At 67.5% G+C, this 24,225-nt stretch carries 21 protein-coding genes; 13 read left to right on the top strand and 8 right to left on the bottom strand.

The window, feature by feature from the left end; all coding sequences use genetic code 11:
- Window positions 1-27: 27 nt before the first annotated feature.
- Genes ABIC94_RS11635 through ABIC94_RS11620 form a run of 4 tightly spaced genes read right to left on the bottom strand, consistent with a single transcriptional unit; the run spans window position 28 to window position 4,504 of the window.
- Window positions 28-465, bottom strand: coding sequence for a DcrB-related protein (locus ABIC94_RS11635; protein WP_354373176.1), 438 nt, complete (start codon window positions 463-465; stop codon window positions 28-30).
- Window positions 466-472: 7 nt separating this feature from the next.
- Window positions 473-784 (bottom strand): hypothetical protein, encoded by a 312-nt coding sequence (locus tag ABIC94_RS11630; protein WP_354373175.1) that lies wholly within the window; start codon window positions 782-784, stop codon window positions 473-475.
- 5 nt (window positions 785-789) lie between these two features.
- A complete protein-coding gene (locus ABIC94_RS11625) occupies window positions 790-3,999 on the bottom strand; it encodes a type VI secretion system Vgr family protein (protein ID WP_354373174.1) in 3,210 nt (1,069 codons plus the stop codon).
- A 22-nt stretch (window positions 4,000-4,021) separates the two neighbouring features.
- Complete coding sequence (locus ABIC94_RS11620; RefSeq protein ID WP_354371198.1) at window positions 4,022-4,504, bottom strand: Hcp family type VI secretion system effector; 483 nt, start codon at window positions 4,502-4,504, stop codon at window positions 4,022-4,024.
- A 362-nt stretch (window positions 4,505-4,866) separates the two neighbouring features.
- Here ABIC94_RS11620 and ABIC94_RS11615 point away from each other — a divergent pair, with 362 nt between their 5' ends.
- The 5 genes from ABIC94_RS11615 to ABIC94_RS11595 all read left to right on the top strand — a co-directional run bounded on the left by ABIC94_RS11615 (window position 4,867) and on the right by ABIC94_RS11595 (window position 12,887).
- Window positions 4,867-7,863, top strand: a complete 2,997-nt coding sequence (locus ABIC94_RS11615; RefSeq protein ID WP_354373173.1) for a transglycosylase domain-containing protein — start codon at window positions 4,867-4,869, stop codon at window positions 7,861-7,863.
- A gap of 101 nt (window positions 7,864-7,964) precedes the next feature.
- Window positions 7,965-8,738 (top strand): 2Fe-2S iron-sulfur cluster-binding protein, encoded by a 774-nt coding sequence (locus tag ABIC94_RS11610; protein ID WP_354373172.1) that lies wholly within the window; start codon window positions 7,965-7,967, stop codon window positions 8,736-8,738.
- Window positions 8,735-9,727 carry an FAD binding domain-containing protein gene (locus ABIC94_RS11605; protein ID WP_354373171.1) on the top strand — a complete coding sequence of 331 codons (993 nt, stop codon included), beginning with the start codon at window positions 8,735-8,737 and terminating at the stop codon, window positions 9,725-9,727. The genes ABIC94_RS11610 and ABIC94_RS11605 overlap by 4 nt, the downstream gene beginning before the upstream one ends.
- A complete protein-coding gene (locus tag ABIC94_RS11600) occupies window positions 9,724-11,901 on the top strand; it encodes a xanthine dehydrogenase family protein molybdopterin-binding subunit (RefSeq protein WP_354373170.1) in 2,178 nt (725 codons plus the stop codon). The genes ABIC94_RS11605 and ABIC94_RS11600 overlap by 4 nt, the downstream gene beginning before the upstream one ends.
- A 56-nt stretch (window positions 11,902-11,957) precedes the next feature.
- Window positions 11,958-12,887, top strand: coding sequence for an SMP-30/gluconolactonase/LRE family protein (locus tag ABIC94_RS11595; protein WP_354373169.1), 930 nt, complete (start codon window positions 11,958-11,960; stop codon window positions 12,885-12,887).
- Between the two features lie 16 nt (window positions 12,888-12,903).
- On the opposite strand, the gene ABIC94_RS11590 is transcribed toward ABIC94_RS11595, so the two are convergent.
- Window positions 12,904-13,872, bottom strand: coding sequence for a LysR family transcriptional regulator (locus ABIC94_RS11590; protein WP_354373168.1), 969 nt, complete (start codon window positions 13,870-13,872; stop codon window positions 12,904-12,906).
- 87 nt (window positions 13,873-13,959) lie between these two features.
- On the opposite strand from ABIC94_RS11590, the gene ABIC94_RS11585 reads away from it, so the two are divergent.
- Entirely contained in the window at window positions 13,960-15,453 is a 1,494-nt protein-coding gene (locus ABIC94_RS11585; protein WP_354373167.1) for an MFS transporter, read from the top strand.
- Between the two features lie 47 nt (window positions 15,454-15,500).
- Here ABIC94_RS11585 and ABIC94_RS11580 read toward each other — a convergent pair whose 3' ends face one another.
- A complete protein-coding gene (locus ABIC94_RS11580; RefSeq protein ID WP_354373166.1) occupies window positions 15,501-16,694 on the bottom strand; it encodes an acetate/propionate family kinase in 1,194 nt (397 codons plus the stop codon).
- Window positions 16,695-16,847: 153 nt separating this feature from the next.
- On the opposite strand from ABIC94_RS11580, the gene ABIC94_RS11575 reads away from it, so the two are divergent.
- On the top strand, window positions 16,848-17,366 hold the full coding sequence (locus tag ABIC94_RS11575) for a nuclear transport factor 2 family protein (protein ID WP_354373165.1): 519 nt from the start codon (window positions 16,848-16,850) through the stop codon (window positions 17,364-17,366).
- 15 nt (window positions 17,367-17,381) lie between these two features.
- On the opposite strand, the gene ABIC94_RS11570 is transcribed toward ABIC94_RS11575, so the two are convergent.
- The gene (locus ABIC94_RS11570; protein ID WP_354373164.1) at window positions 17,382-18,284 is read right to left on the bottom strand and encodes a LysR substrate-binding domain-containing protein; all 903 of its coding nucleotides are present in this window, start codon (window positions 18,282-18,284) and stop codon (window positions 17,382-17,384) included.
- 111 nt (window positions 18,285-18,395) lie between these two features.
- Here ABIC94_RS11570 and ABIC94_RS11565 point away from each other — a divergent pair, with 111 nt between their 5' ends.
- The 5 genes from ABIC94_RS11565 to ABIC94_RS11545 all read left to right on the top strand — a co-directional run bounded on the left by ABIC94_RS11565 (window position 18,396) and on the right by ABIC94_RS11545 (window position 22,496).
- Window positions 18,396-19,313, top strand: coding sequence for a dihydrodipicolinate synthase family protein (locus ABIC94_RS11565; RefSeq protein ID WP_354373163.1), 918 nt, complete (start codon window positions 18,396-18,398; stop codon window positions 19,311-19,313).
- A gap of 71 nt (window positions 19,314-19,384) precedes the next feature.
- Window positions 19,385-20,344, top strand: a complete 960-nt coding sequence (locus ABIC94_RS11560) for a Bug family tripartite tricarboxylate transporter substrate binding protein (protein WP_354373162.1) — start codon at window positions 19,385-19,387, stop codon at window positions 20,342-20,344.
- A gap of 102 nt (window positions 20,345-20,446) precedes the next feature.
- Window positions 20,447-20,794, top strand: coding sequence for a GFA family protein (locus ABIC94_RS11555; protein WP_354373161.1), 348 nt, complete (start codon window positions 20,447-20,449; stop codon window positions 20,792-20,794).
- Window positions 20,795-20,900: 106 nt separating this feature from the next.
- Window positions 20,901-21,962 carry a LysR family transcriptional regulator gene (locus ABIC94_RS11550; protein ID WP_354373160.1) on the top strand — a complete coding sequence of 354 codons (1,062 nt, stop codon included), beginning with the start codon at window positions 20,901-20,903 and terminating at the stop codon, window positions 21,960-21,962.
- A 54-nt stretch (window positions 21,963-22,016) separates the two neighbouring features.
- The gene (locus ABIC94_RS11545; protein WP_354373159.1) at window positions 22,017-22,496 is read left to right on the top strand and encodes a GNAT family N-acetyltransferase; all 480 of its coding nucleotides are present in this window, start codon (window positions 22,017-22,019) and stop codon (window positions 22,494-22,496) included.
- Window positions 22,497-22,562: 66 nt separating this feature from the next.
- Here ABIC94_RS11545 and ABIC94_RS11540 read toward each other — a convergent pair whose 3' ends face one another.
- Window positions 22,563-22,907 carry a hypothetical protein gene (locus ABIC94_RS11540; RefSeq protein ID WP_354373158.1) on the bottom strand — a complete coding sequence of 115 codons (345 nt, stop codon included), beginning with the start codon at window positions 22,905-22,907 and terminating at the stop codon, window positions 22,563-22,565.
- Window positions 22,908-23,167: 260 nt separating this feature from the next.
- Between ABIC94_RS11540 and ABIC94_RS11535 the strand changes: the two genes are divergently transcribed.
- Window positions 23,168-24,225, top strand: a 1,058-nt coding sequence (locus tag ABIC94_RS11535) for an ESPR domain-containing protein (RefSeq protein ID WP_354373157.1), incomplete at its 3' end; no start/stop codon positions are given.

The raw sequence follows: 24,225 nt of genomic DNA, 5'->3' as shown, positions 1-24,225 counted from the left end.
CGAGGTGCGTTACCGAGGTGGGCGGCTTCAGGTGCGCGGCTGGAAGCTCGCGAGCGCGCGCTGCCAGATCGCCAGGGCTTCGGCGTCGAAAGGAATGGCGCTGCTGGCCGTGAGGATCAGCACGTTGCGGCTCGCAGCCGCGAGCTGGCACACCGCCTGCCGCTGGTACAGCGCCTGCCCGTTCTGCCTGAACTGCGTGACGAGCTCGATGCCGCGCAGGTCCCGCATCGGCGAACCGATGGCGACCTCGCCGCGAGACACTTCCTTGAGCTGGCTCACCTGCCGCGTCAGGTCGCGCATCTGGCGGGTGACGAACTGCTCCAGCGTTTCCTGCGTCTGCAGCGCGTCGCGGCTCACGATGAGCGTGGTGCCCGAGCCGTCGGGCATCGCGAGCACGTTCATCGAGCGGTCGATGCGACCGTCGTCGGGGATGTCGAACTGGCCTTCGTTGAGGTGGTAGCGCATAGGGTGGTCAGCGAGAAGGAGATGGCGGCGCATCGGCGGTTTGTGCCTTCGCCCGCAGTTGCACGATGCGCGAATGCAGGACATCACGTTGCAGGTTCACGGCGTCCGGCTCGCGGCCCTGCCCGGCTTCATGGGCCGCCAGCACCAGCGCCATGCCGGTGGAGTCGATGGCAGCGAGCGACAGGTACCGATCGCCGATAGCCTCCAGGCCTCGCGCGACATGCCGCCGCGCGGCGGCCCAGTCCTGCCGGGCGATCGCCTCGTCGGCGGCGCCGAGGATGACCTCGGTCTCGTTGGCAAGTATTTCGTCTTGGGTCATCGGGATCACGGCGACACGCGATTGAGAACGCCGCCGCTGCCCTGGTAGTACGCCAGGTTCAGCTTCTCGGCCGTCTCGCGCGCGGCGACGCGCGTGGCCGTGGGGAAGTTCATCTTTCCGGTCCCCTCTTTCATCAGCTCCGCGATCCTCGCGTTCTGCGTCGCGTTGAGCAGCTTGGAATCGACGTACGCCGGCGTCCGGGCCGTTCGCATGTACATGAACTGGTCGGCGCCGCTCTGGGCAAGGATGACGTTGTGCTGGTTGTTGATGAGATAGCCCGCGTCCCCGCCGCTCAGCGATACGCCGGTGTAGGTCCCCTTCGGATGGGAGTGGAAGACACCCAGCACCTGCTGGCCGCCGGACACCGACAGATCCGGCCTGGCATAACCGGAGTCGCCCGAGACCGGATTGACGAGCGACACCCGGCCCTTCTTGTCCGACACCAGCGTGCTGGCTTGCTCCTGGTTCTTGCCGTTCGGAAAGCTGTTGTTCCACTGCCGGGCGAAGCTGTTGTTGTGCTCGGTGAAGTTCACCTGCGCGGGCGTCATGGCCGGCGATGCCGGGACCGCGAGGTTGGCGGCGGTGACGGGCGGCTCTTCCGCGGGCGTCGGCGCGAATGTGGGCTTTGCAGCGGTTTTCGTGGCGGCGGGCTGGGCGGCCGGCGCGGCACCCGACGGTGCGGCGGGAACGGCCAGCGCTTCCTCTTCGGGCGGTGGCGCACCGATCGGCGCCTCGCAGTTCAAAAAGATCTTCCCGCCCCGCTGATCCAACTCCCCCGTGAAGTTGACCAGCCCCTTCACGCCATTGATCTGCACCGTGCCATCCGCCAGCAGCACGATCGACGACTTGCCGCAGATCAGCGAGATGCTCGTCTTGGCCGTGACGAACACATCCTGCTCGGCCGCCTGGATCAGCACCGACTTCTGACCGGTGAGGTTGGCGTTGCTCGCGGTGGAGGTCACCGAGGCGTCGGTCTTCGACACCAGGTTGATGGCGCCCGCGCTCGCGTGCGAGACGATGTCGCCATCCGACACCACATTGACCTGCCCGCCCTCGCTCACCTGCGTGAGCATGCCCTTCGCGGCGAGCTGCGTGAGCTGCGCGCCGGTGGTCATCGTCATTGCGGAGGTCGAACGCATCGACACGCTCTGCCCCGAACTCACGACGATGGGTTTGGGGCTGATCATCGTCTGGCCCTCGGGGCTCACGATGGAGACGACGGGCTTGTCGATCTTGCGCGACAGGTCGAGCATGTGCTGCGCGTCGGCCATGGCCGGGTCGGGGTTGTCGGACACGCCCGCCTCGGACGATGCGCCGCCGGCCAGCGCGGCAATGGCTTGCGAGAGGCCGCCCGCGGCCTGCACGCCCTGCACCAGCCCCATGAGCGTCTGGTTCTTGCCCTGCGCGATCGCACCGACCAGCGCCTTGGTGGACGAGATGGCCTGGCCCGCGGCCTGCATCAGTGCATTGCTTTGCGCGAGCGCGGCACCCATGTGCTCGTGGCCGTCGGGGTTGTCGCGCGAAGTGCGCTGTGCGTGGTCCTGCGTGTAGGTGGTCAGCAGCAGGCCCTTGTCGGCGCGGATGGAACCCCACTCGTTGGTGCGCAGCTCGAAGCCGTAGCTGCGCTGCACGCCGGAGCCCTGGTTCATCAGGTAGCCCATGTGCAGGTGGGTGTTGCCGTGGTCGGTCGACAGCTCGATGTGCTCGGTGCCTCGGCTGTCCTCGAAGCGCAGCATGTGCTTGCCGCCGCCGCCCTTGCTCCAGTTGGTCTGGAAGCCGGTCTGCGTCTTGTGGCGCGGCAGCTCCCACGGCGGCATCTGGGCGGCGTTGTAGACGCAGCCGGTAACGATCGGATGGTCGGGGTCGCCGTTGAGAAAATCGACGATCACTTCCTGGCCGATGCGCGGGATGTGCATGGCGCCGTAGTTGCTTCCGGCCCAGGTCTGCGACACGCGAATCCAGCACGACGAGTTCTCGTCGCGCCGGCCGTGGCGGTCCCAGTGGAACTGCACCTTGATGCGACCGTATTCGTCGGTGTGGATCTCCTCGCCCGCCGGCCCCACCACGACGGCGGTCTGCGGACCGGTGGTGCGCGGCCTGGGCGTGACGCGGGCGGTGCGGTAGCTCGCGTTGTCGGGCAGCACCTCGAAGGTCTGCCGGTAGCTCGTGCTGCTGGTCGATTCGCTGTAGGCCGCGTCCACGGCGCCGACCACGCGCAAGGCGTTCTCCCGGAAGTCGTAGCTCACCGCCTCGATCATGTAGCGCCGGTTGTCCTCGGCGTTCGGATGGCGCGTCAGTTCGAACAGGTAGCCGGGCGCCATGTGGCGCAGGTTGCCCTCGGCGCTGATCAGTTCGCGGCGTCCGGCCAACTGCTCCAGCCGCAGGCGCGCGTAGTTCTCGCCGTCGCCCAGTTCGGTGTAGCCGCCGGGCCAGTCGTACGTCTCGAAGCTGTCGTGGCTGTGGCCGGCCGGCTGGCGGCGCATGGTGTCGATCTTGGCGTTGGGCTTCCTGAAGTCGTAGTCGTCGGCGGCGAAGTGGCCGCTGGCGATGTCCTCGGCGTGATGCCAGGTGTCGATGAAGTCCTGCTCCAGGATCTGCGCCGCGCGAACGCCCGCGTGGTACGGCACCCGCACCGGGCCGCCGGGCAGCTCGGCGTGCGAGTCGGGGCCGTCGCACAGCACGAGCTGGTGGCCGTCCTTGGCGTGCGAGAAGAAGTAGTAGATGCCCTCCTGCTCCATCAGCCGGCTGACGAAGTTGAAGTCGGTTTCGGCGTACTGCACGCAGTATTCCCACGTGCGGTAGTTGCCGCCCAGCCGGGCATCGATGACGAAGCCGTAGGGCGAGAGCACCTCCTGCAGGATCTGTGGGGCCGTCTTGAACTGGAAGATCCTGAAGTCCGACCGGCGCGTGGCGTACCAGAGCCATGGGCGCAGGGTGGCCTCGTACATGTGCATGTCGCCGTCGTCCTTGCCGACACTGGCAAAGCGCGTGACCTGCCCGCTCAGGAAGCGCCGGCCCGGCCCGCCCAGCTCGGTGGCCAGGTTGACTTCGATGGTCATGTTCTCGCCGAGCATGCGGCCGGGCGCAATGCCGGGCATGTCGCTCACGAGCCGCACGCGCGACTCGAACAGGGTGGAGATGCGCTCCTGCCCCGTCATCGAGCGGAACTTGAGGCGCTCGCCCAGCGTACTGTGGGCGATGAAACTGCGGGTCATCCGAAGGTCGTGCCGGGCGAAATCAACTTTCCTTGTTCTCCTTGATGTTCCAGGCCAGCACGGTTTCAGCGCCCTTGCCGCCCTTGTCGGTCTGTTCCCAGTACTGCTGCTTGACCTTGGCGGCCTGGAATGCGAACTGCACCAGCACCGCATCGCTGCCCTGCTCGGCCGTGTACTGCACCGAGGTGACCAGCACTTCTTCGAGCGTGACGCGGGTGTATTCGATCTGCGAGCCGCCCGCCTTGCACACCGACACTTCGACCTTGCTCAGGTGCTTGCCGCTGGCGCAGTTCTTCATGACGGACGGGGCCGCCTTGTCGATGCGTGCGAGCACCTGCAGGTCGTTGAAGCTTGCCTTGCCCACACCGCCGCCACCGCCGCTGACCATGTTTCCAGGCTGCGTCGCTCCCCATGCAAACGACTTGATATCCGTCCAGTCCTTGTGGTTCGAGTCCTTGGATTCGCCGTTTGCGCCCTCAACGCGCATGAACATGTCTACTGCCATGATTGATCGCTCCCTGGTTTATCGCGCCCACTTCGGGCATCTTGAACAATTGCCGCCATCGCTGGCTGCAACATCGAAGACCGGTCGGCCCGACGAAGTGAATGCACATTCGCGAACCGGCCAGCCGATGTCCAAAGATAGTCAAGTAACGACGAGCCCACCAGAGTCTTTAGGCACTAGCAAAAAGGATTACGCGCGCCATCGGGAATCGACAGGAAACCCGCCTTTTTATGCCGACATGCCGGCAGCCCGCATAGGTAGTTCTCCCGCTTTGAAGCCCCTCATGTGCAACACAAAGCGCTACAAAAAGCGCATCATCGCCATGAACGAATCCGCGTTGCGGACTGTGTGCGAGGCAGAGCATGACAAGGTTCAAGAAGGTCTTCTGGATCGGAACTGGGCTCACCGTCGTGGGTGCGCTCGCCGCGTTCGCGGTCGTCAGCGAACTGAAGACTTCGCGGCTGCAATCGGCCTTCTGGCGCGACTTTGCCGGCGGTGCCGGCTACACGGTCGAAGCCGGTGCCAGCAACGCCATCCGCTTTCCCCAGACCGGGCCGTATGACGAGCGGATGGGTTATCACGATCTTCCCCATTTCATTGAACGCCTGCAGCCCGAGGGCTACGTGGTCACCCGGCAGGCGCGCATGTCGCCGCGGCTCATCGAGCTGCAGGAGCACGGGCTCTTCACGCCCTACCGCGAGAAAAACCAGGCCGGCCTGACGGTGCGCGACTGCCGCAATGCGACGCTGCTGCACACACGCGTGCCCAAGCGCGCCTACGAGCGCTTCGAGGATGTGCCGCCGCTGCTCGTCAGCGCCCTGCTGTTCGTCGAAGACCGCCACCTGCTCGACGCGGAGCCGCTGCAGCGCAACCCCGCGCTCGACCCGGAACGCTTTGCCAAGGCCGCCGTGGAGCAGGCGCTGCGGGTGCTCAACCCGGGCGGGACGGCGACGGGTGGCAGCACGCTGGCCACGCAGATCGAAAAGTACCGCCATTCGCCGCAAGGCCGCACCGCGTCGGTGCGCGAAAAGCTGCGCCAGATGGCGTCGGCCTCGGTGCGCGCCTACCAGGACGGCGACAACACGCTGGCGCGGCGCCGCCAGATCGTGGTCGACTACCTCGACACCGTGCCGCTGGCCGCGCGCCCGGGCATGGGCGAGGTGCACGGCCTGGGCGACGGCCTGTGGACCTGGTACGGGCGCGACTTCAGCGAAGTGAACCGCCTGCTCGTCGACAACGCAGAGGGCGCGGCGCCCACGCCCGAAGCGCTGCAGCACCAAGCGGAGGCCTTCAAGCAGGCGCTGTCGCTGATGATTGCGCAGCGCCGACCGTCGCAGCACCTGCTCGGCGACGGCACGGGCCTGGCGCGGCTCACCGACAGCTATTTGCGGCTGATGGCCGAGGCGGGCCTGATCACGCCCGTGCTGCGCGATGCGGCATTGGCCGTGCCCTTGCACCTGCGCCCCGAACTGCCGGCAACGCCCCGGCCCGACTTTGTGCAGCGCAAGGCCGCGACCGCGCTGCGCACGCACATCTCCACGCTGCTGCATGTGCCGCGCGCCTACGACCTGGAGCGGCTCGACCTGGAGGCCGAAACCAGCCTGGACAGCGAAGCGCAGGCGCTCGCGGCGCGGGTGCTGGCCGGCCTGCGGATGCCCGCCGCGGCCAAGGCAGCGGGATTGTTCGGCCCCCACCTGCTCGATGCGGGAGCCGACCCGGCGCCGCTGATCTACAGCTTTACGCTGTTCGAGCGCGGCGCCCAGGCCAACCTGCTGCGCGTTCAGGCCGACAACATCGACCAGCCCTTCGACGTGAACCAGGGCGCGCGGCTGGACCTTGGCTCGACCGCCAAGCTGCGCACGCTGGTGAGCTACCTCGAGCTGGTGGCCGAGCTGCATGGCCGCTGGGGCGAGCTGAGCCCTGCAGAGCTGTCGGCGCTGAAGCCGAGCCCGCGCGACCCGCTGGGTGCGTGGGCGCGGCAATACTTGCAGCGCACCAAAGATCGCCGCCTTACGCCGATGCTCGAGGCGGCCATGGAGCGCAAGTATTCGGCAAACCCGGGCGAGGCCTTCTTCACCGGCGGCGGCCTGCACCAGTTCGAAAATTTCGAGCGCTCGCGCAACAGCGAATCGATCACGGTGCGCGAGGGCTTCAAGCATTCGGTCAACCTGGTGTTCATTCGCCTGATGCGCGACCTGGTGCGCCACCGCATGTTCGGCGGCGCATCCGATGCCGAGCACCTGCTGCAAAACCTTGCCGACCCGCGCCGGCGCGAGCTGCTCGCGCGCTTTGCCGACCGTGAGGGCTCGGCCTTTCTCATCCGCTTCTATCGCAAGTACCAGCGCCAGTCGCCCGCTGGCGCCGAGGCACTGCTGCTGCGGGGCCTCAAGCCATCGGCGCCGCGGCTCGCGAGCGCGCTGTTCACGATCGAGCCCGATGCCAGCGACGCACGGCTCGACGAGTTGCTTACGCAGCGGCTGGGCCGCGGCGCCGAATCGCCGCGCGCATTGCGAGCGCTGCGCACCACCTATGCCGGCTTGTCGCTGGCCGATCGAGGCTACGTGGCGCGCGTGCATCCGCTCGAGCTGTGGCTGGTCGGCTTCATGCGGCGCAACCCCGGCGCAACGCTGACCGATGTGCTGAACGCAAGCGCAAGCGAACGCCAGGAGGTCTACGCCTGGCTCTTCAAGACACGCCACAAGAGCGCGCAGGACAAGCGCCTGCGCGAGCTGGTCGAGCTCGACGCCTTTGCGGAAATTCATCGCTCGTGGCAGCGCGTGGGCTATCCGTTCGAATCGCTGACGCCGTCTTACGCAAGCGCCATCGGCGCATCGGGCGACCGGCCTGCCGCCTTGGCGGAGCTGATGGGCATCATCGCCAACGACGGCGTGCGGCGGCCGGTGCAACGTGCCGGCGCACTGCACTTTGCGCGGGACACGCCCTACGAAACGCGGCTGGAGCAGCGCGACGCAAGCGCCGAACAGGTGCTGCCCGCCGAGGTGGCCTCGACGGTGCGCCGCGCGCTCTTCCAGGTGGTGCAAGACGGCACGGCACGCCGCGTAAAGGGCGCACTGGTGGATGCGAACGGCCGCGTGATCGAGATCGGCGGCAAGACGGGCACCGGCGACCATCGCTATGGGCACCGCGGCGGACGGGCGGGCGCGGAGCGCAAGATCAGCCGCTCGGCTACTTTCGTATTCATGATCGGCGACCGCTACTTCGGCACCATCATGGCCTACGTGAACGAGCCGTACGCCGCCCGCTACCGGTTCACGAGTGCGTTGCCGACTCAACTGTTGAAGTCACTGGGGCCGCAGCTGCTGCCGGTGCTCGAGCGCAGCGGGTGCGGAGGGGATTGACGCACGCATTCACGCGCACCCCGCAGGTATAAAAAAAACCGATGCCTGCAACAAGTTGCCGATAGCTAAGCTGAAGAATCATTCAGCAGCTACCACACACGATGACATCCATCCTTTCCGATGAACGGCAGTCCGATGGCTTGCCTGATGACACCTCACTTCTCCCTCTTCTTCTCCCATCGCCCGCAGGCCAGCTGACCCGGCGCGCCTTTCTTGCGGAAAGCGGAACGACCGGCATCGCCGGTGTTCTGGCCTCGGCGCCCATGGCGGCTTCGGTGGCGGCGGCCGCACCGGCGAGCTCCAATGCGGCGCCGCCCTCTTCTTCTTCCTCCGTCGCGCTGAACCTGCGCGTCAACGGAAAGCAGCATGCGCTGGAGGTCGATCCGCGCACGACCCTGCTCGACCTGCTGCGCGAGCAGATGGCGCTGCCGGGTACGAAAAAAGGCTGCGATCACGGGCAGTGCGGCGCGTGCACTGTGCTCATCAACGGGCGGCGCATCAACTCCTGCCTAGCGCTCGCGCTGTCGTACGACGGTGCGGAGGTAACGACCATCGAAGGGCTGGCGCGCGGCAACGAGCTGCATCCGATGCAGGCCGCCTTCATCAAGCACGATGGCTTCCAGTGCGGCTATTGCACTTCGGGGCAGATCTGCTCGGCGGTCGGCATGCTGCGCGAAGCCGGGCAAGGCGCGCCGAGCCATGTCACTGCAGACGTCCGGCGCACGGGGCCGGTGGTGCAGCTGAGCGACACCGAAATTCGCGAGCGCATGTCGGGCAACATCTGCCGCTGCGGCGCCTACCCCGGCATCGTGGCCGCGGTGCGCGAAGTAAGCCTGATGCCCCGCGCGGGCGCCAGCCGAAGGAGCCGCGCATGAAACCCTTCGCGTTCACCCGCGCCGCGAACGTAGATACAGCCGTTCAGGCGGCCGCCCAGCCGGGGGCCCGGTTCCTGGCCGGCGGCACGAACCTCGTCGATCTGATGAAGGAAGGCGTGGAAGCGCCCGACCAGCTGGTGGACATCAACCGCCTGCCGCTGGCGGCCATCGAGGCGCAGCCTGCGGGCGGCCTGCGGCTGGGCGCACTGGCGCGCAACAGCGACACGGCCAACCACCCGCAGCTGCGCGCGCGCTACCCGCTCGTGGCGCAAGCCATTCTTGCGGGTGCCTCGGGCCAGCTGCGCAATGCCGCGACCAACGGCGGCAACCTGCGCCAACGCACGCGCTGCCCTTACTTTTACGACGTGACCCAGCCCTGCAACAAGCGCGAACCGGGCACGGGCTGCAGCGCGCTGCAGGGCTTCAACCGCAACCATGCGGTGCTGGGCACCAGCCCCAAGTGCATTGCCTGCTACCCGGGCGACATGGCGCAGGCGCTGCATGCGCTCGATGCGGTGGTGCAGCTGCAGGGGCCATCGGGCCGCAGGGCCATTCCGATTGCGAAGTTTCATCGCCTGCCGGGCGACACGCCCGAGTTCGATGCCAACCTTGCGCCGGGCGAGCTGATCACCGCCATCGACCTGCCGGCCGAGAGCGCCCGCTTTGCGCAGCGCTCGCACTACCTGAAGGTGCGCGACCGGGCCAGCTATGCCTTTGCACTGGTGTCGGTGGCGGCTGCGCTCGACATGGAGGGCAACCGCATCCGCCAGGCGCGCATCTGCCTTGGCGGCGTGGCCCACATGCCATGGCGCGCACGCGAGGCCGAGGCCCTGCTGCAAGGCGCCGAGCCCGGCATGCCGCTGTTCCGCCAGGCGGCGGAAGCCGCGTTGGCCGGTGCCACGGGCTTCGAGCACAACCGCTTCAAGATCGAACTGGCCAAGCGTGCCGTGGTGCGCGCGCTGGAAACCACGAGCAGGAGCACCGCATGAACAGACAAGCCCTCCCCCTCGTCGGGCAGCCGGTCGACCGCGTGGACGGCCGCCTGAAGGTAACCGGCCAGGCGCGCTATGCGGCCGAGTTTTCTTATCCGGGGCTGGTGCACGGCGTTTCGCTGGGCAGCACTGTTGCAGCCGGGCGCGTGCGCGACATCGACACCACGGCGGCAGAAAAAGCGCCCGGCGTGCTGCTGGTGCTCACGCACAAGAACGCGCCGAAGATGCCGCCGCCTCCGCCCGAAACGCCGCAGAACCGCTTCACGCGCGCCACGCCGCTGCTGCAGGACACGGTCATTCACCACCACGGCCAGCTCATCGGCTTCGTGGTGGCCGAGACCATCGAGCAGGCGCGCCATGCGGCCACGCTGGTGAAGGTGAGCTACGACGCGGCCGAGCCGCGCATCGGCTTCGATGCCAACGTGCGCAACGCCTACGCGCCGGCCGCCATCAACGCGGGCTACAAGACCGACACGCGGCGCGGCGATGTCGACCAGGGCCTCAAGGCCGCGGCGGGCACTGTCGATGCCGTGTACAACACGCCCATCGAGCACCACCACCCGATGGAGATGCACTCCACCGTCGCGGTATGGGAGGGCGACAACAAGGTAACGGTGCACCACTCGCTGCAGATGGTGAGCGAGGCCGTCCCCGCCATTGCATCGACCTTCGAGATTCCGCGCGAGAACGTGCGCGTGGTGTGCCCCTTCGTGGGCGGCGGCTTCGGCAGCAAGATTCTCACGCGCGACAACGCCATGCTCACGGTGCTGGCCGCGCGCATGGTGAAGCGGCCGGTCAAGCACGTGCTCACGCGGCAGCAGATGTTCATGGTGGTCGGCCTGCGCCAGCACAACCGCCAGCACATGCGGCTCGGTGCCGACGCGGGTGGCCGGCTCACGGGGCTGGGCCACGACACCGTCACCCACACTTCGGTGCACGAAGAGTTCGTGGAGCAGACCGGCGTCATCTCGCGGATGATGTACAACGTGCCGAACTCGCAGGTCACCCACCGGGCCTTTCGCCTCAACGTGCAAACGCCGAAGTGGACGCGCGCACCAGGCGAGGCACCGGGCAGCTTTGCGCTCGAATCCGCCATGGACGAGCTTGCCGAGCAACTGAAGATCGACCCCGTGGAGCTGCGCGCGAGGAACGACGTAAAGACCGACCTGGACACGGGCAAGCCCTTCGGCAGCCGATCGCTCATCGAATGCATGCGCATCGGCGCCGAAAAATTCGGCTGGAGCAACCGAAGCCCGATGCCGCGCGCCCGCAGGCAGGGCCACTGGCTCGTGGGCTACGGCATGAGCGCCGCATCCCGCGGCGCACCGCACCGCGGCGCCTCGGCCAACCTGCTGCTCACGCGCAGCGGCCGCGACGTGCGGGCGGTGGTGGAAATGTGCGCGACCGATCTGGGCACCGGCAGCTACACCGTCATTGCGCAAACCGCCGCCGAAACGCTGGGGCTGCCGCTCGACAAGGTCGAGGTGCGGCTCGGCGATTCGGCGCTTCCGCCCACGCCGGGTTCGGGCGGCTCCTGGGGCGCCAACACTTTTTGCACCGCGGCGCTTGCGGTCTGCGAAGTGGCCAAGCAGCAGTTGCGCGAGAAGGTGAGCCTGCGCTTCGTGCGCGAGCCCAGCGTGGCGGAGCTGCTGCAGGCGGCCCAGCTGAACGAATGGCGCGCCAGCAACACGGCCGCGCCGGGTGCGGACATCGCCACCTGGTCGCACTACGCCTTCGGCGCCAACTTTGCCGAAGTGTGGGTCGACGAAGACCTGGGCTTGGTCCGCGTGCCGCGCTACCTGGCGGTGATTGCGGCCGGGCGCATTCTCAACCCCAAGACCGCGGCGTCGCAGATCATCGGCGGTGTGGTCTGGGGCATCGGCAACGCGCTGATGGAAGAGTCGGTGCTCGACGAGCGCAGCGGCCACTTCGTCACGCGCACGCTGGCCGACTACCACGTGCCCGTGAACGCGGACATCGGCGACGTGCAGGTGCTCTTTGCGCCCGAAACCGACACGCGGGTCAACCGCATGGGCGTCAAGGGCGTGGGCGAAATCGGCATTACCAGCGTGGCCGCCGCCATTGCCAACGCGGTGTACAACGCCACCGGGCGACGCGTGCGCGACCTGCCCATCACGCCCGACAAACTGCTCACGCCCATTCAGGCATGACGAAGTAGCCGGGAAGAAGCAAACTCGGTGGCCTTGCAAAGAAAAAGGGGCCTCCGATGCAAATCCGCGAACTCGCCACCGGCCTGCAGTTTCCCGAAGGGCCCATTGCCATGGACGACGGCTCGGTGCTGCTGGTCGAAATTGCGCGCGGCACGCTCACGCGCGTACGGCACGACGGGCTGGTGCAGGTGGTGGCCGACCTGGGCGGCGGCCCCAACGGCGCCGCCATGGGGCCGGACGGCGCGGTGTACGTCTGCAACAACGGCGGCTTTCGCTGGCACACCGAGGCCGACGGTTGCCACCGCCCGGCGGGCCAGGCCGAAGACTATTCGGGCGGCCGCATCGAGCGCGTGAACCTTGCCACCGGCCACGCCGAGCGGCTGTACGACACCGTCGACGGCAGCGCGCTGCGCGGGCCGAACGACATCGTGTTCGACGCGCAGGGCGGCTTCTACTTCACCGACCTGGGCAAGACGCGCGAGCGCGACATGGACCGCGGCGGCGTGTTCTACGGCCACAGCGACGGCAGCGCTGTGCATGCCGTCGCGCGGCCGGCCATGACGCCCAACGGCATCGCGCTGTCACCCGATGGCCGCACGCTTTATTACGCGGAGACCGAAGGCGCGCGGCTCTGGGCTTTCGACATCACGGCGCCGGGGCGGGTGCGCAAGGACGGCTGGCCTTCGCCCCACGGCGGCCGCATGCTGTGCGCATCGCCGGGCGGGCACTACCAGCGCTTCGATTCGATGGCGGCGGATGCGCTGGGCAACCTGTGCGTGGCCACGCTGCTGCACGGCGGCATCACCATCGTCGCGCCGGACGGCAGCACCTGCGAGCACGTGCCGCTGCCTGACCGCTACACCACCAACATCTGCTTCGGCGGGCGCGACATGCGCACGGCCTACGTCACGCTGTCGGGCAGCGGACGGCTGATTGCCATCGACGACTGGCCGACGCCGGGGCTCAGGCTGAACTTCCAGGCTTGACGCCACACGGCCTCGTTCACACCACGCGCTTCTTCGCAGCGCCGGTCAGCGACGTGACGGACGGCACAATCCAGTGCCGGTCGCCGAGCAGCCGCCGAATGCTTTCGCGCAGCCACCGATGCGCCGGATCGACGTGGTGACGCGGGTGCCAAGCCATACGCAAGGGCTCCGAATGCACCGCAACAGGCAACTCGAAAATGGTGAGGCCCAGCGAAGCGGCCATGCTCCGAGCTGTGCGCTCGGGAACACTGGCGACAAGCTCCGTGCGCGAGGCTGCAATCAATGCCGAAAAAGTGCTGGGCACCAGCAATGCCAGTTGACGCTGCAAGCCCAGCTGGCCCAACGCCGTATCCACCGGCGACGGCTCGCCCTGGCGCGGCGTAACACCGACGTGGCGCGCATCGGCATACCGGGCAGCCGTCATCGGCGTTTTCTTCAACCCCTTGAGCAGCGGATGCCCAGCGCGCACCGCGCCCACCAATGTTTGCTCTGACAGCACCTGGGTTTCGGTTTCAGGGTCAGTGCTCCTGAAGCTGCCCACGTCCAGGTCGATGCGGCCTTCGCGCAATGCGCCAGGGTCAGCGTAGGTTTCCGGCAGAAACTGGAGGGAGGCCAGCGGCATTTCCTTTTCCAGCGTCTGCGACACGCTGGCCCCGAACACCACGGCGATGCCTTCGGGTGCACGCACAACGAAGCGCCGCCTCACCGCCGCCAGGCTTTGCGCATCTGCCGGTGCGCGCAACGCCTGCGCTTGCGCGAGCAAGGTGCGCACGGGCTCTGCCAGCGCAAGGGCGCGCGGGGTGGGCACCAGCTTGCGGCCGGCACGCACCAGGATCGGATCGCCAAACGACTCGCGAATGCGCGCCAGGGCATGGCTCATGGCGGGCGTGCTCAGGTGCATGCGCGCGGCGGCGGCCGTCACGCTGCCGGTGGACAGCAGCGCATCGAGCGCGGTCAACAGATTGAGGTCGTATGTGTTCGCCATACGAAATCATATGTTCAATATGTTGCACTGTACAAAAAGATTGCGGCTACGGACACTGGCGCCCCCTTGCTCTGACCGAACGGTTTCATGAAAGCCCTGCGCACCTCTTCGCCCCTGCTGCCCTTTGCCATGCTCGTGCTGACGCTCGTCCTGGCGGCGCTCGACCAAACGATTCTTTCCACTGCACTGCCGGTCATTTCACGCGAACTACCGGGCGGCTGGCCGCTGGCATGGGTGTTCTCGGCCTACCTGCTGGCCGCGACGGTGGTCATTGCGCTGTACGGGCGCCTGGCTGACGTGCTGGGCAAGAAGCCGATGCTGCTGCTGGCAATCGGCCTGTTCCTGGCCGGGTCGCTGGCCTGCGGAGCGAGCCAGGACGTGCAGCAACTGGTGCTTGCGCGGGCGCTGCAAGGCGCGGGCGGCGGCGGCTTGATGACGCTGGCCATGCTGACCGTTCCCGACCTGTTCGCGCCCGAACAGCGCGGGCGCTACCAGGCGCTGCTCGGCGCGGCTTACGGTGTCTCGACCATGTTCGGCCCGTTGATGGGCGGCGCACTCGTGGAGCACCTGTCGTGGCATTGGGCTTTCTGGATGAACGTTCCGCCGGCGGCGCTGGCCTGGGGCGTGCTTGCATCGACCCTTCCATCGAAGCCGACAGCCGCGCAGCCCCCGGCCACGCAAGGGGGGCAGCGCATGGCCATCGACTGGCTCGGCGCGGTGCTGCTCACGGCCGCTCTTGTCCTGCTTCTACTGGCCACCCAGCGCGGCCAGTTGAACCTGCCAGAGCGCGTTTCGCTGTGGCTTTTGCTGGTGCTGGGAGCAACGTTCACACTGGCTTTTGTCTGGCGGCAAAAGCGAGCCGCGCACCCTTTGCTGCCGTTGTCGCTGTTCGCGCGCCCGGCCTATGCAGCCGTCAGCTTCATCGGAACGGCGACCGGCGTTGCGCTCTACGCCGCGGTGGTGTTCTTGCCGCAGTACCTACAGATTGGCTTGCACCTGTCGCCCACCGGTTCCGCGTGGCATCTGCTGCCGTTGATGGCCGGCATCACCGTAGCGGCCGTCACCAGCGGCAAGCTGCTGCGCACACAGAGGCCCGCTGTTTCAATAGCGCGTGCAGCCTGCGTGCTCATGTTGCTGTCCTTCGGCCTGATGGCGGGCGTGCTGCACTTGCTGCCTGCAAAGCCCTTGGCGTTGTCGGCCGCGCTGCTGCCGCTGGGACTCGGGCTCGGGCTGCTCTTTCCGATCGTCACCGTGGTGGCGCAGCGCGTATCGCCTGCGCAGCACATGGGCATTGCCACGGCGGCACCCATCATGCTGCGCAGCCTTGGCGGCGCAGCGGGTGTGGCATTGATGGCAGCGCTGCTCGCGCATCTGGTCAATCGCGAACTTGCCCCACCGGGTGCACTGTCGCGCGGTGCAGCGGCAGATGCCGTGACGGCCGCGCTCGCCCACGGGCTGCAATCGGTGTTCGGTTGCGCCGCGGTGGCCGTTCTTCTTGCGCTGGTCGCGACGAACTGGCTGGTGCAGAAGCAACCGCGCGAAGGACTGGCGAAAGACGGCGTTCTCGAAGCAACGCCGTAAGGCAGCTTCGATCTGGGCGTGAATCAGCGAGGCAGTGAACGCCTCGTCTACTGGCGCAGCACCCGCGCGGTGTGCCGCGCAATCACGGCCTCTTCGTCGGTCTTGAACACCCAGGCGCTCACGGGGCTCTCGGGCGTGGTCAGCCTTGTTGCGCCTTCAGCGTTGGCGGCCGCATCGACGTTCACGCCCAGCCAGTCGCATTCTTCGAGAATGCGCTCGCGCAATGCGGCGGCGTTTTCGCCGATGCCGCCGGTGAACACGATGGCATCGACACCGCGCAGCGCCGAGGCAAGGCTGCCCATGTGCTGAAGCACCTGCTCGACGAAGTGCGTGATGGCTTCGGCGGCGGTAGGCACCTTGGAAGCCGCGAGTTCGCGCATGTCACTGGACACGCCCGAAAGCCCCAGCAGGCCCGACTCGCGAAACAGCAGCTTCTCGACGGCGTCCGCCGACATGCCGCGCGAGCGCATCAGGTAGAGCACTACGGCCGGGTCAAGCTGCCCGCAGCGCGTGCCCATGGTGAGGCCGTCGAGCGGAGAAAAGCTCATCGTCGTCGCGACCGATCGGCCCTGCGCCATCGCGCACATCGAAGCCCCGTTGCCGAGGTGCGCGACGATCACGCGTTGTTGCGCGAGCTCGGGCGCGAGTCGAGCGAACTGCGCCACGATGGACTCGTAGGACAGCCCATGAAAGCCATAGCGGCGCACACCGGCATCGTGCAGCGCACGCGGCAATGCGAAGCGGCGGTTCACATCGGGCTGCGCGGCATGAAAGGCGGTGTCGAAGCACAACACCTGCGGCACGCCGTTAAAGGCTTTCATGGCGGCGCGCACGCCCGCAAGGTTGTGCGGCTGGTGCAGCGGCGCCAGCGGCTCCAGCGCGGCCAGTTCGGCAAGCACGGCTTCGTCGGCACGCACCGGTGCCATGAAGTTGACTCCGCCATGCACGATGCGATGCCCGACCGCGGCAATGCGCCCGCCTTCGCCCTGCCGGGCATGCCAGTCGAGCAGCGCGGCCAGTGCGCCCTGGTGCGAAGCCTGCGCGCCGTCGAGCGCCGCATCGTGCAGCGTGCCGCCGCTTGCGTCTTGCACGCGCAACCGTGCCTTGAGGCCCGCGCCCAGCCCATCGGCCTCACCCGACCAGCGCGCGGCGGGCAACGAGCCGTCATCGCCGGCCGCATCGAACAGCGCAACCTTGATCGATGACGACCCGGCATTCAGCGTGAGCAGCGAATCTGTCATGGGAAGAGCAATGAGGCCAATGTGGCAAGGCCCGCTTTCTCGGAGGATCGTACAAGAAAGCTGGACAAGCTTGCTACCGCTGCGGGCCCTGCGGCGGCAGACTTCCCTGGAGTTCTCAGCCGTTCGTCAACCTGCTTTATCAAGGAGTCTTGCATGACTACGCAACGATATCTTTCCAGCCTGCGGTCGCTCGCCCTGGCCGCACTGTTCGGCATCGGCGGTCTTTTTTCTTTCGATGCGCTGGCCAATCCGCCGCAGCCGACAGCGCAGCGCAATCGGCAGTTCATCGCCGAGGCGTTCACGCAATGGTCCCAAGGCGGTCGAACGTTCTTCCAGGACGTGTTGTCGCCCGACGTGGTCTGGACCATCAAGGGAACGAGCCCTGCCGCGGGAACCTACCGCGGCCGGCAGGATTTTCTGGATCGCGCGGTGAAGCCCTTCGCGGACCGCTTGGCCGCACCCATCCGCCCCACGGTGAGAGACATCTGGGCCAACGGCAACGACGTTGTCGTGCACTGGGACGGCAGCACGACCGCGGCCGACGGCGTGCCGTACAGCAACAGCTATGTGTGGATTTTCCGGATGAAAGACAGGCGCGCGACCGAGGTCATCGCCTTTCTCGACCTTGCGCCTTACGACGACGTCCTTCGGCGAGTGCCGGCGCCCAGGTAAGCAGCGCTATCGGCCCTACTGCCTTGCGGGGGCCGGATAAGCCTGCTGGATGAGCGCGCGCAGCGTATCGGCAACGCCGTGCCGGCCGCCGCGGCGCCATGCCAGGTGGACTTCGACATCGAGCCCGTCCGCATCCTGCAGCGGCTTGAACACCACTCCGGCATAGCGCAGCTTCTGCGCGGAACGCGGCACCAGTGACACGCCGACTCCCGCATCCACGAGCGACAGTATCGAATGCGTGTGGCTCAGCGTCTGCACCACTTCAGGCGCGACACCTTGGGCACGCAGCCGCCCGGCGACGAGCTCGTAGAGGTAGCGCGACTCCGACGGGCAGAACTCGATGAAGGCCTGACCTTCGAGCGCGCTCAGCGGTATCGATTCAAGCTGCACCAGTGGGTGCTCTGCGGGTATCGCAAGCACAAAGGGCTCGCGAAATATCGCGGCAGATTCGGTAAAGCTGCGCGGCGCAAACGGCCGCACGATGCCCAGTTCGATGCGGTCGGCGCCGATGGCCTCGATCTGGTCGGCGGTCTGCATCTCGCGCAGCATCACCTGCACGTCCGGCAACCGGGCCCGCACCGTAGCCAGCAGCTGCGGGAGCATGGTGAAGCTGGCCGCGGGAATGAACCCCATGGTCACGCTGCCGGCATCGGTGCGCATTGCGCGGCGCGCGGCCAGCGTGGCCGCCTGGCTCCGGCGCAAGATGTCTTCCGCCTCGCGCAGGAACACGGCGCCGGCGGGCGTGAGCCGCACGCTTCCGCCGGCACGCTCGAGCAGCAGCACGCCTACCTCATGCTCCAGCAGCTGGATCTGCCGCGTGAGCGGCGGCTGCGTCATGTTCAGCGAGGCGGCGGCACGGCCGAAGTGAAGTTCGGTGGCAACGGCCACAAAGCATCGGAGTTGGGTGAGCTGGAACACGATTCAAATCTTGAATGGCGGCATCCCATGTATGGATTGGACGCTGTTGCCGGTGGCTCCTAGAGTAGCCGTTCTCCGCGTTTCATTCCTTTCTCCATTCCTGCATTCGACATGAGTTCTTTCCAAGGCCGCGCGTTGCGCGAGGCACTCAACGGCATCTCCGGCATTCTGGTGACGCCCTTCGACGCCGACGACACCATTTGCGTTGCGCCCCTCAAGCCGGTGGTCGACCGTGCCGTGCAGGCCGGCGTGCATGTGCTGGTTGCCAACGGCAACACCAGCGAGTTCTACGGCCTGCAGGCGCACGAGGCCGAGCGCATGGTGCATGCGGCAGCCGAGTGCATTGCGGGCCGCGTGCCCCTGCTGGCCGGCGTAGGCCGCAGCATTCACGAAGCCTGCGCACTTGCAAAGGCCTCGCGCGCGGCGGGTGCCGACGCGCTGATGGTGCACCAGCCCCCCGACCCTTTCGTTGCGCCGCGCGGCGTGGTGGCGTACCTGCGAAAGATCGCGGAAGCGGCCGATGGCTTGCCGATGGTGCTGTACCTGCGCAACGAGAACATCGGCCTGGCCGCCATCGAGGCGCTGTGCCGCATGCCCGAGATCGTGGGCGTGAAGTGGGCTTCGCCCACGCCGCTGGTGCTGGCCGAGGCCATGCGCCGCACGGCCGACCGCAAGCTGGCCTGGGTGGGCGGACTTGCCGAGGTGTGGGCACCGCCGTTCTACGCCGTGGGTGCGCGCGGGTTTACCTCGGGCCTCATCAACGTGCTGCCGGAGCGCTCGGTGGCCATCTACAACGCGCTCGAGGCGGCCGACCATGCAATGGCCATGCGGCTCATCGGCGAGATGCTGCCGTTCGAAGAGCTTCGGGCCCAGGAAAACAACGGCACCAACGTGACCGTGGTGAAGACCGCACTGCAGCTGATGAGCAACGACTGCGGCGCAACCCGCCCGCCTTCGGCATGGCCTCTGACGGACCACCAGCACCGGCAGCTGCATGCGCTCATGTCGGGCTGGAATCTGCTGCGCTGATCTCTTCGGGCAGTGCACGGATTCGAAGTTGCCGCTCTCTCTTTTTCTCCATAACTATTAAGGACAAACCAATGAACCATCGCCGATCGCTCCTGGCACTTGCCATGCTCCTTCCGCTCTGCGGCGCCGCCAGCGCGCAGAACTTTCCCGCGCGGCCCATCACCATCGTGGTGGGCTCCAGCGCCGGCAGCGCCACCGACGGGTTGGCGCGCGCCATCGGGCTGGAGCTGACCAAGGAAACGGGCCAGCCCGTGATCGTCGACAACCGGGCCGGCGCCTTCGGCGGCATTGCAGCGCAGTTTGTCGCGCGTGCCCAGCCCGACGGCTACACGGTGTTCATGACCACCAACACCACGCAATCGGCCAACCCGCACCTGCAGAAAAAACTCTCGTACGACCCCATCAAGGACTTCGCGCCGGTGTCGCTCCTGACCAAGGGCTATCAGCTGCTGGTGGTGAACCCGCAGGTGAAGGCCAACAACGTGGCCGAACTGATTGCCGCCGCCAAGGCTGCGCCGGGCAAGCTCAACTACGGCTCGGGCAGTTCGTCCGCACAGGTGGCCACCGAGCTGTTCCAGCAGATGACGGGCACCCGCTTCAACTACGTGCCGTACAAGGCCAACCCGCCGGCCGTGCTGGACCTGGTCGCAGGCCAAACCGACCTGATGATTGCCGACCTTGCCACCACCCTCCCCCACGTCAAGGCGGGCAAGCTGCGCGCACTGGGCGTGAGCAGCCCGAAGCGCCTGCCGCTGGTGCAGGGCGTTCCGGCCGTTGCCGAATCGCTGCCGGGCTACGAGTTCGGCTACTGGAATGCGCTCTATGCGCCCGCGGGCACACCGGCTCCCGTCGTGCAGCGGCTGAACGCGCTCATGCACCGCGCCATCGAAACACCCGCGGTGCAAAAGCTCGTCGAGCAGGCCGGCATGGAAGCCGCGCTCTCCACCCCCGATGAACTGGCACGCTTCCAGCTGGCGGAACTCAGCCGCTGGGGCCAGATCATCAAGGCCGCGGGCATCGCTGCGGAATAAGAGGCAGCGCCGGCGCCGTTTTCCGGCGCGGGCCTTGACAATGCCGCCGCAGCCATCAATACTCAACTTAATGGTTGACTATTGGATGAGAGGACACCCCGCATGAAATACCAGGGAAGCTGCCACTGCGGCCGCATCAAGTTCGAGGCCGAGGGCGACATCGCCTCGGCCATGTCCTGCAATTGCTCCATGTGCCAGCGCAAGGGCACGCTGATGTGGTTCGTGCCGCGCAGCAACATGCAATTGCTCACGCCCGACGAAGACGCCAGCACCTATCTCTTCAACAAGCACGCCATCAAGCACCGCTTTTGCCCCGTCTGCGGCATTCACCCCTACGGGGAAGCCAAGGCGCCATCCGGCGAGCCGATGGCAGCCATCAACATCCGTTGCATCGAGGGCATCGACCTGCAGGCGATTCCCGTCACGCACTTCGACGGCCGGTCGGTATAAGCCGGGGCACGCGCATGAAGTGAAGTGCGGCCGCATACGTCGGCCGCACCGCCCTTGTTGTCCCCGCTCTGCGGCGTTTTGGAGAAACTGAAACAATGCAGCCACCATGGACGGCCTCGATCTCATCAAAACATTCCGCGAAGTGGCGTTCCGGCGCAGCTTCTCCCGCGCAGCCATTTCGCTCGGCATGTCGAAAGCCACGGTCAGCCGCTACGTGGCCGAGCTCGAGGAGCGCAGCGGCGTTCGCCTGCTGAATCGCTCCACGCGCTCGCTGAGCCTGACGGACGCCGGACAGGTGCTGCTCGACCGCAGCGCCGAGCTGGTTGCCATGGCCGAGAACACGCTGAACGACCTGCAGGCCCATGGCTCGCACCCGCAGGGGCGCCTGCGCATGAGCGCGCCGCATGGGCTGATTGCGGGCTGGCTCTCCGACGTGATCGCCGAGTTCATCAAGCTTTATCCCGACGTGTACGTGAGCCTGGTGTTCACCAACAGCGAGATCGACCTGATCGAGGAAGGCATCGACATTCACCTGACGGGTGGGCGCATCGACGACATGAACCTGATCGTGCGCCGGCTGGTGCCGTTCGACATGGTGGTTTGCGCCAGCCCGGCCTATTGGGCCCAGCGCGGCATTCCCAAGGTGCCCGAAGACCTGGCCCGCCACGACGTGCTGAGCTATTCGGTAAAGCCCACCACGCACCTGCCCTTCGAGACCAAGGGCAAGCCGGTCGACGTGCAGGTGCACAGCCGCATGGAAGCCAATGACGCCGTCGCGCTCATCGAACTGGCGTTGCGCGGTGCGGGGGTGGCCTATGTGCCCGAGCCGCTGGCGCAGTCGCACCTGGAGCGCGGCGCTCTGGTGCCGGTGCTGCGCGAGCACATGCCGCACGACCACTGGCTGTATGCCGCCTATTCGCAGCGCCGGCACAACAGCGCCGCAATGCGCACGATGCTCGACTTTCTCGAGCGGTCGATGGGTCCGGCCGGAGAACCGCCTGTGCTTCCGCCCATACCGCCGCTGCGGGGCGTGACGCCGACTGCATGCGCCCTTTCCACGCCGCGCAAGGACGCCGCCGTTTCAGCCCCGCGAACCGCTGCAGCGGCAGGTCGAACGAATCCATCGCCTGCCGAAGAAGAAGCGCTGAATCCTTTCTTCGGACGCTGAGCCGAGCCGAGTCGTGTTGCAATCGCATGTTTTCAACGTGCAGGCAGCTGACGCATGACGACCTCTTCTCTTTCTTCCTCTTCTCTCCTGATTCGCCCGCCGGCGCCGGAAGACTATGCGGCATGGAAGCCGCTCTGGGACGGCTACAACGCCTTCTACGAGCGCGAGGGCCCGACCGCGTTGCCCGACGAAATCACCAAGGCAACCTGGCAGCGCTTCTTCGATGCCTACGAGCCGGTGCACGCGCTGGTGGCCGAACGCGACGGGCAACTGGTGGGGCTCACCCACTATCTCTTTCACCGCAGCACCACGCGCATCGAACCGAACTGCTACCTGCAGGACCTGTTCACGCTGCCGTCGGAACGCGGCCGCGGCGTGGGGCGGCAATTGATCGAAGGCGTGTGCGCGCACGTGAAGTGCGTGGGCGCCCACCGCGTGTATTGGCAGACGCACGTCACCAACACCGCCGGGCGCACGCTGTACGACAAGGTCGCGTCGCACGACGGATTCATCGTGTACGGCACGTTGGTCTGACCGATCGGCTGATCGGTTGAGCGGAAAGCCCGGCGCACGCCGCGGCTGAATATCAGTGGCTGAATCTCAGTACTTGATGGTCACGCCGGCTTTCACGCCGTTGTTGTTCTTGCCGTCGCTCAACACACCGCCTGTGAGCGACACGTTGCCACCCGTGCTCGCACCCAGCGAGTAGGTGGGCCGCGGCGTGGAGGTGTCGGTACCGATGTAGGTGCCGCTGCCGTCGGGCCGCTGCACGCCGACGATTCCGCCCTTGGTGTAGGCCGAGGTTTCCGTGGAGTTGACGTTGGGCGCCACGTAGACGGTGCCCTTCTCGTCGCTGTCGACAGGCACCTTCACCGGCTCCGCCATTGCGGCGGCGGCTGCGCACCATGCGGCCACGCTCACGCTTGCAAGGATCAATTTGCTCATGACCTGATCCTGGGGGCTGGGCGGCGCGGTGCCTGTAGGACGAGAGGCAAGCCTGCTCGCATCGGCAGGCGCTTTGTCATGGTCTGCAGAAGGACGGTCGGGGGCGTTTGTCTCCCTGGAGAAGGGGCGCATCGCTCATGCCCGCGGGCGGCGCAATTTCTACAGTGGCCTCACGGCAGAACGCTTGCGGTCCGATGCGGATCAAGGGCGACGCCTCCCGTTGGCAGGTCATCGGGAACACGCCGCGTAAAGGTAAAGCCATGAACAAAGTATTCCGAACCCTCTGGAATTCGTCGCTCGGCGCATGGGTCGCTGCACCCGAACACTCGCGTGGCCACGCCCGGTCGGCAAGCAGTGGCGGTGCCCGCGGCAATGTCCTCAGCCGCGCCCCCACCTTGGGCGATCTGCACCTGCACGCCATCGCCGTGTCGGTGCTGCTGCTGGCCGCCGGTGCGGCGCTGCCCGCCGGCGCCGCGGGCGGCGCCGGCGGCCAGCCCGTGGGCGACCTCACCCTGCACGCGGGCGCAGGCGGCAGCGACGGCCAGGGCGGCACGGGCGGCCTCAACGACAGCACCGTCAACGCCCACGGCGGCGACGGCGGCGCCTCCACCGAGGCTGGCCCCACGGCCGGCTCCGCCGCCGACATCGGCAGCTTCGGCGGTGCCACCCCCGGGGCGGGCGGCGCCGCCGGCGCCTCCACCACCCAGGTCTTGCCCGGCGTGTGGCAGGGCGACGCCGGCGGCGCGGGCCAGTCCCAGGCCAGCCCCCACGGCTACGGCGGCGGTGGCGGCGGCGGCCAGATCGGCGAGGCAATGAGTCCGGCCACCACGGTGTCCACCGGCAATGCCACCGGCGGTGCGGGCGGCGCGGGCGGCCACGGCTACTGGGCCGCGGGCGGCGGCGGCGCCGGCGGCCACGGCGGCACGCTGCTCGACCCGCTCTCCAGCACCTTCTCCAGCAGCGGCGTCTTCACCGGCGGGGCCGGCGGCCAGGGCGGCGATGCCTACTCCCAGGGCGGCGGCGGCGGCGGCGCCGGCGCCGGGCTGTTCCTGCGCGCCACCACGCCCGGGCTGGGCTTCAGCCACAGCGGCACCCTCGCGGGCGGGGCCGGCGGCGCGGGCGGCGCTGAATTGCTGCCGGCGCGCAGCAACGCCGCGGGCGGCGGCGGCGGCGCCGGCGGGGCCGGCCTCACGCTGGCGGGCCCCAGCGCGGTGACTGTGGTGAACACGGGCCAGATCCTCGGCGGCGCCGGGGGTGCGGGCGGGGCCGGCGGCGGCGGCGCGGGCGGCACCGGGGCCCCCGGCAGCGGCGGCGACGG

It is taken from the genome of Variovorax paradoxus (assembly GCF_040544635.1).
Classification (GTDB): Bacteria; Pseudomonadota; Gammaproteobacteria; order Burkholderiales; family Burkholderiaceae_C; genus Variovorax; species Variovorax paradoxus_R.
The sequence above is the reverse complement of the archived record's forward strand: the minus strand, read 5'-3'. Positions and strand labels throughout refer to the sequence as shown.

What these genes read in the sequence shown, in the direction of transcription:
- ABIC94_RS11635 (WP_354373176.1), bottom strand. Translation starts at nt 465, where the DNA reads ATGCGCTACCACCTCAACGAAGGCCAGTTCGACATCCCCGACGACGGT.
- ABIC94_RS11630 (WP_354373175.1), bottom strand. Translation starts at nt 784, where the DNA reads ATGACCCAAGACGAAATACTTGCCAACGAGACCGAGGTCATCCTCGGC.
- ABIC94_RS11625 (WP_354373174.1), bottom strand. Translation starts at nt 3,999, where the DNA reads ATGACCCGCAGTTTCATCGCCCACAGTACGCTGGGCGAGCGCCTCAAG.
- ABIC94_RS11620 (WP_354371198.1), bottom strand. Translation starts at nt 4,504, where the DNA reads ATGGCAGTAGACATGTTCATGCGCGTTGAGGGCGCAAACGGCGAATCC.
- ABIC94_RS11615 (WP_354373173.1), top strand. Translation starts at nt 4,867, where the DNA reads ATGACAAGGTTCAAGAAGGTCTTCTGGATCGGAACTGGGCTCACCGTC.
- ABIC94_RS11610 (WP_354373172.1), top strand. Translation starts at nt 7,965, where the DNA reads ATGACATCCATCCTTTCCGATGAACGGCAGTCCGATGGCTTGCCTGAT.
- ABIC94_RS11605 (WP_354373171.1), top strand. Translation starts at nt 8,735, where the DNA reads ATGAAACCCTTCGCGTTCACCCGCGCCGCGAACGTAGATACAGCCGTT.
- ABIC94_RS11600 (WP_354373170.1), top strand. Translation starts at nt 9,724, where the DNA reads ATGAACAGACAAGCCCTCCCCCTCGTCGGGCAGCCGGTCGACCGCGTG.
- ABIC94_RS11595 (WP_354373169.1), top strand. Translation starts at nt 11,958, where the DNA reads ATGCAAATCCGCGAACTCGCCACCGGCCTGCAGTTTCCCGAAGGGCCC.
- ABIC94_RS11590 (WP_354373168.1), bottom strand. Translation starts at nt 13,872, where the DNA reads ATGGCGAACACATACGACCTCAATCTGTTGACCGCGCTCGATGCGCTG.
- ABIC94_RS11585 (WP_354373167.1), top strand. Translation starts at nt 13,960, where the DNA reads ATGAAAGCCCTGCGCACCTCTTCGCCCCTGCTGCCCTTTGCCATGCTC.
- ABIC94_RS11580 (WP_354373166.1), bottom strand. Translation starts at nt 16,694, where the DNA reads ATGACAGATTCGCTGCTCACGCTGAATGCCGGGTCGTCATCGATCAAG.
- ABIC94_RS11575 (WP_354373165.1), top strand. Translation starts at nt 16,848, where the DNA reads ATGACTACGCAACGATATCTTTCCAGCCTGCGGTCGCTCGCCCTGGCC.
- ABIC94_RS11565 (WP_354373163.1), top strand. Translation starts at nt 18,396, where the DNA reads ATGAGTTCTTTCCAAGGCCGCGCGTTGCGCGAGGCACTCAACGGCATC.
- ABIC94_RS11560 (WP_354373162.1), top strand. Translation starts at nt 19,385, where the DNA reads ATGAACCATCGCCGATCGCTCCTGGCACTTGCCATGCTCCTTCCGCTC.
- ABIC94_RS11555 (WP_354373161.1), top strand. Translation starts at nt 20,447, where the DNA reads ATGAAATACCAGGGAAGCTGCCACTGCGGCCGCATCAAGTTCGAGGCC.
- ABIC94_RS11550 (WP_354373160.1), top strand. Translation starts at nt 20,901, where the DNA reads ATGGACGGCCTCGATCTCATCAAAACATTCCGCGAAGTGGCGTTCCGG.
- ABIC94_RS11545 (WP_354373159.1), top strand. Translation starts at nt 22,017, where the DNA reads ATGACGACCTCTTCTCTTTCTTCCTCTTCTCTCCTGATTCGCCCGCCG.
- ABIC94_RS11540 (WP_354373158.1), bottom strand. Translation starts at nt 22,907, where the DNA reads ATGAGCAAATTGATCCTTGCAAGCGTGAGCGTGGCCGCATGGTGCGCA.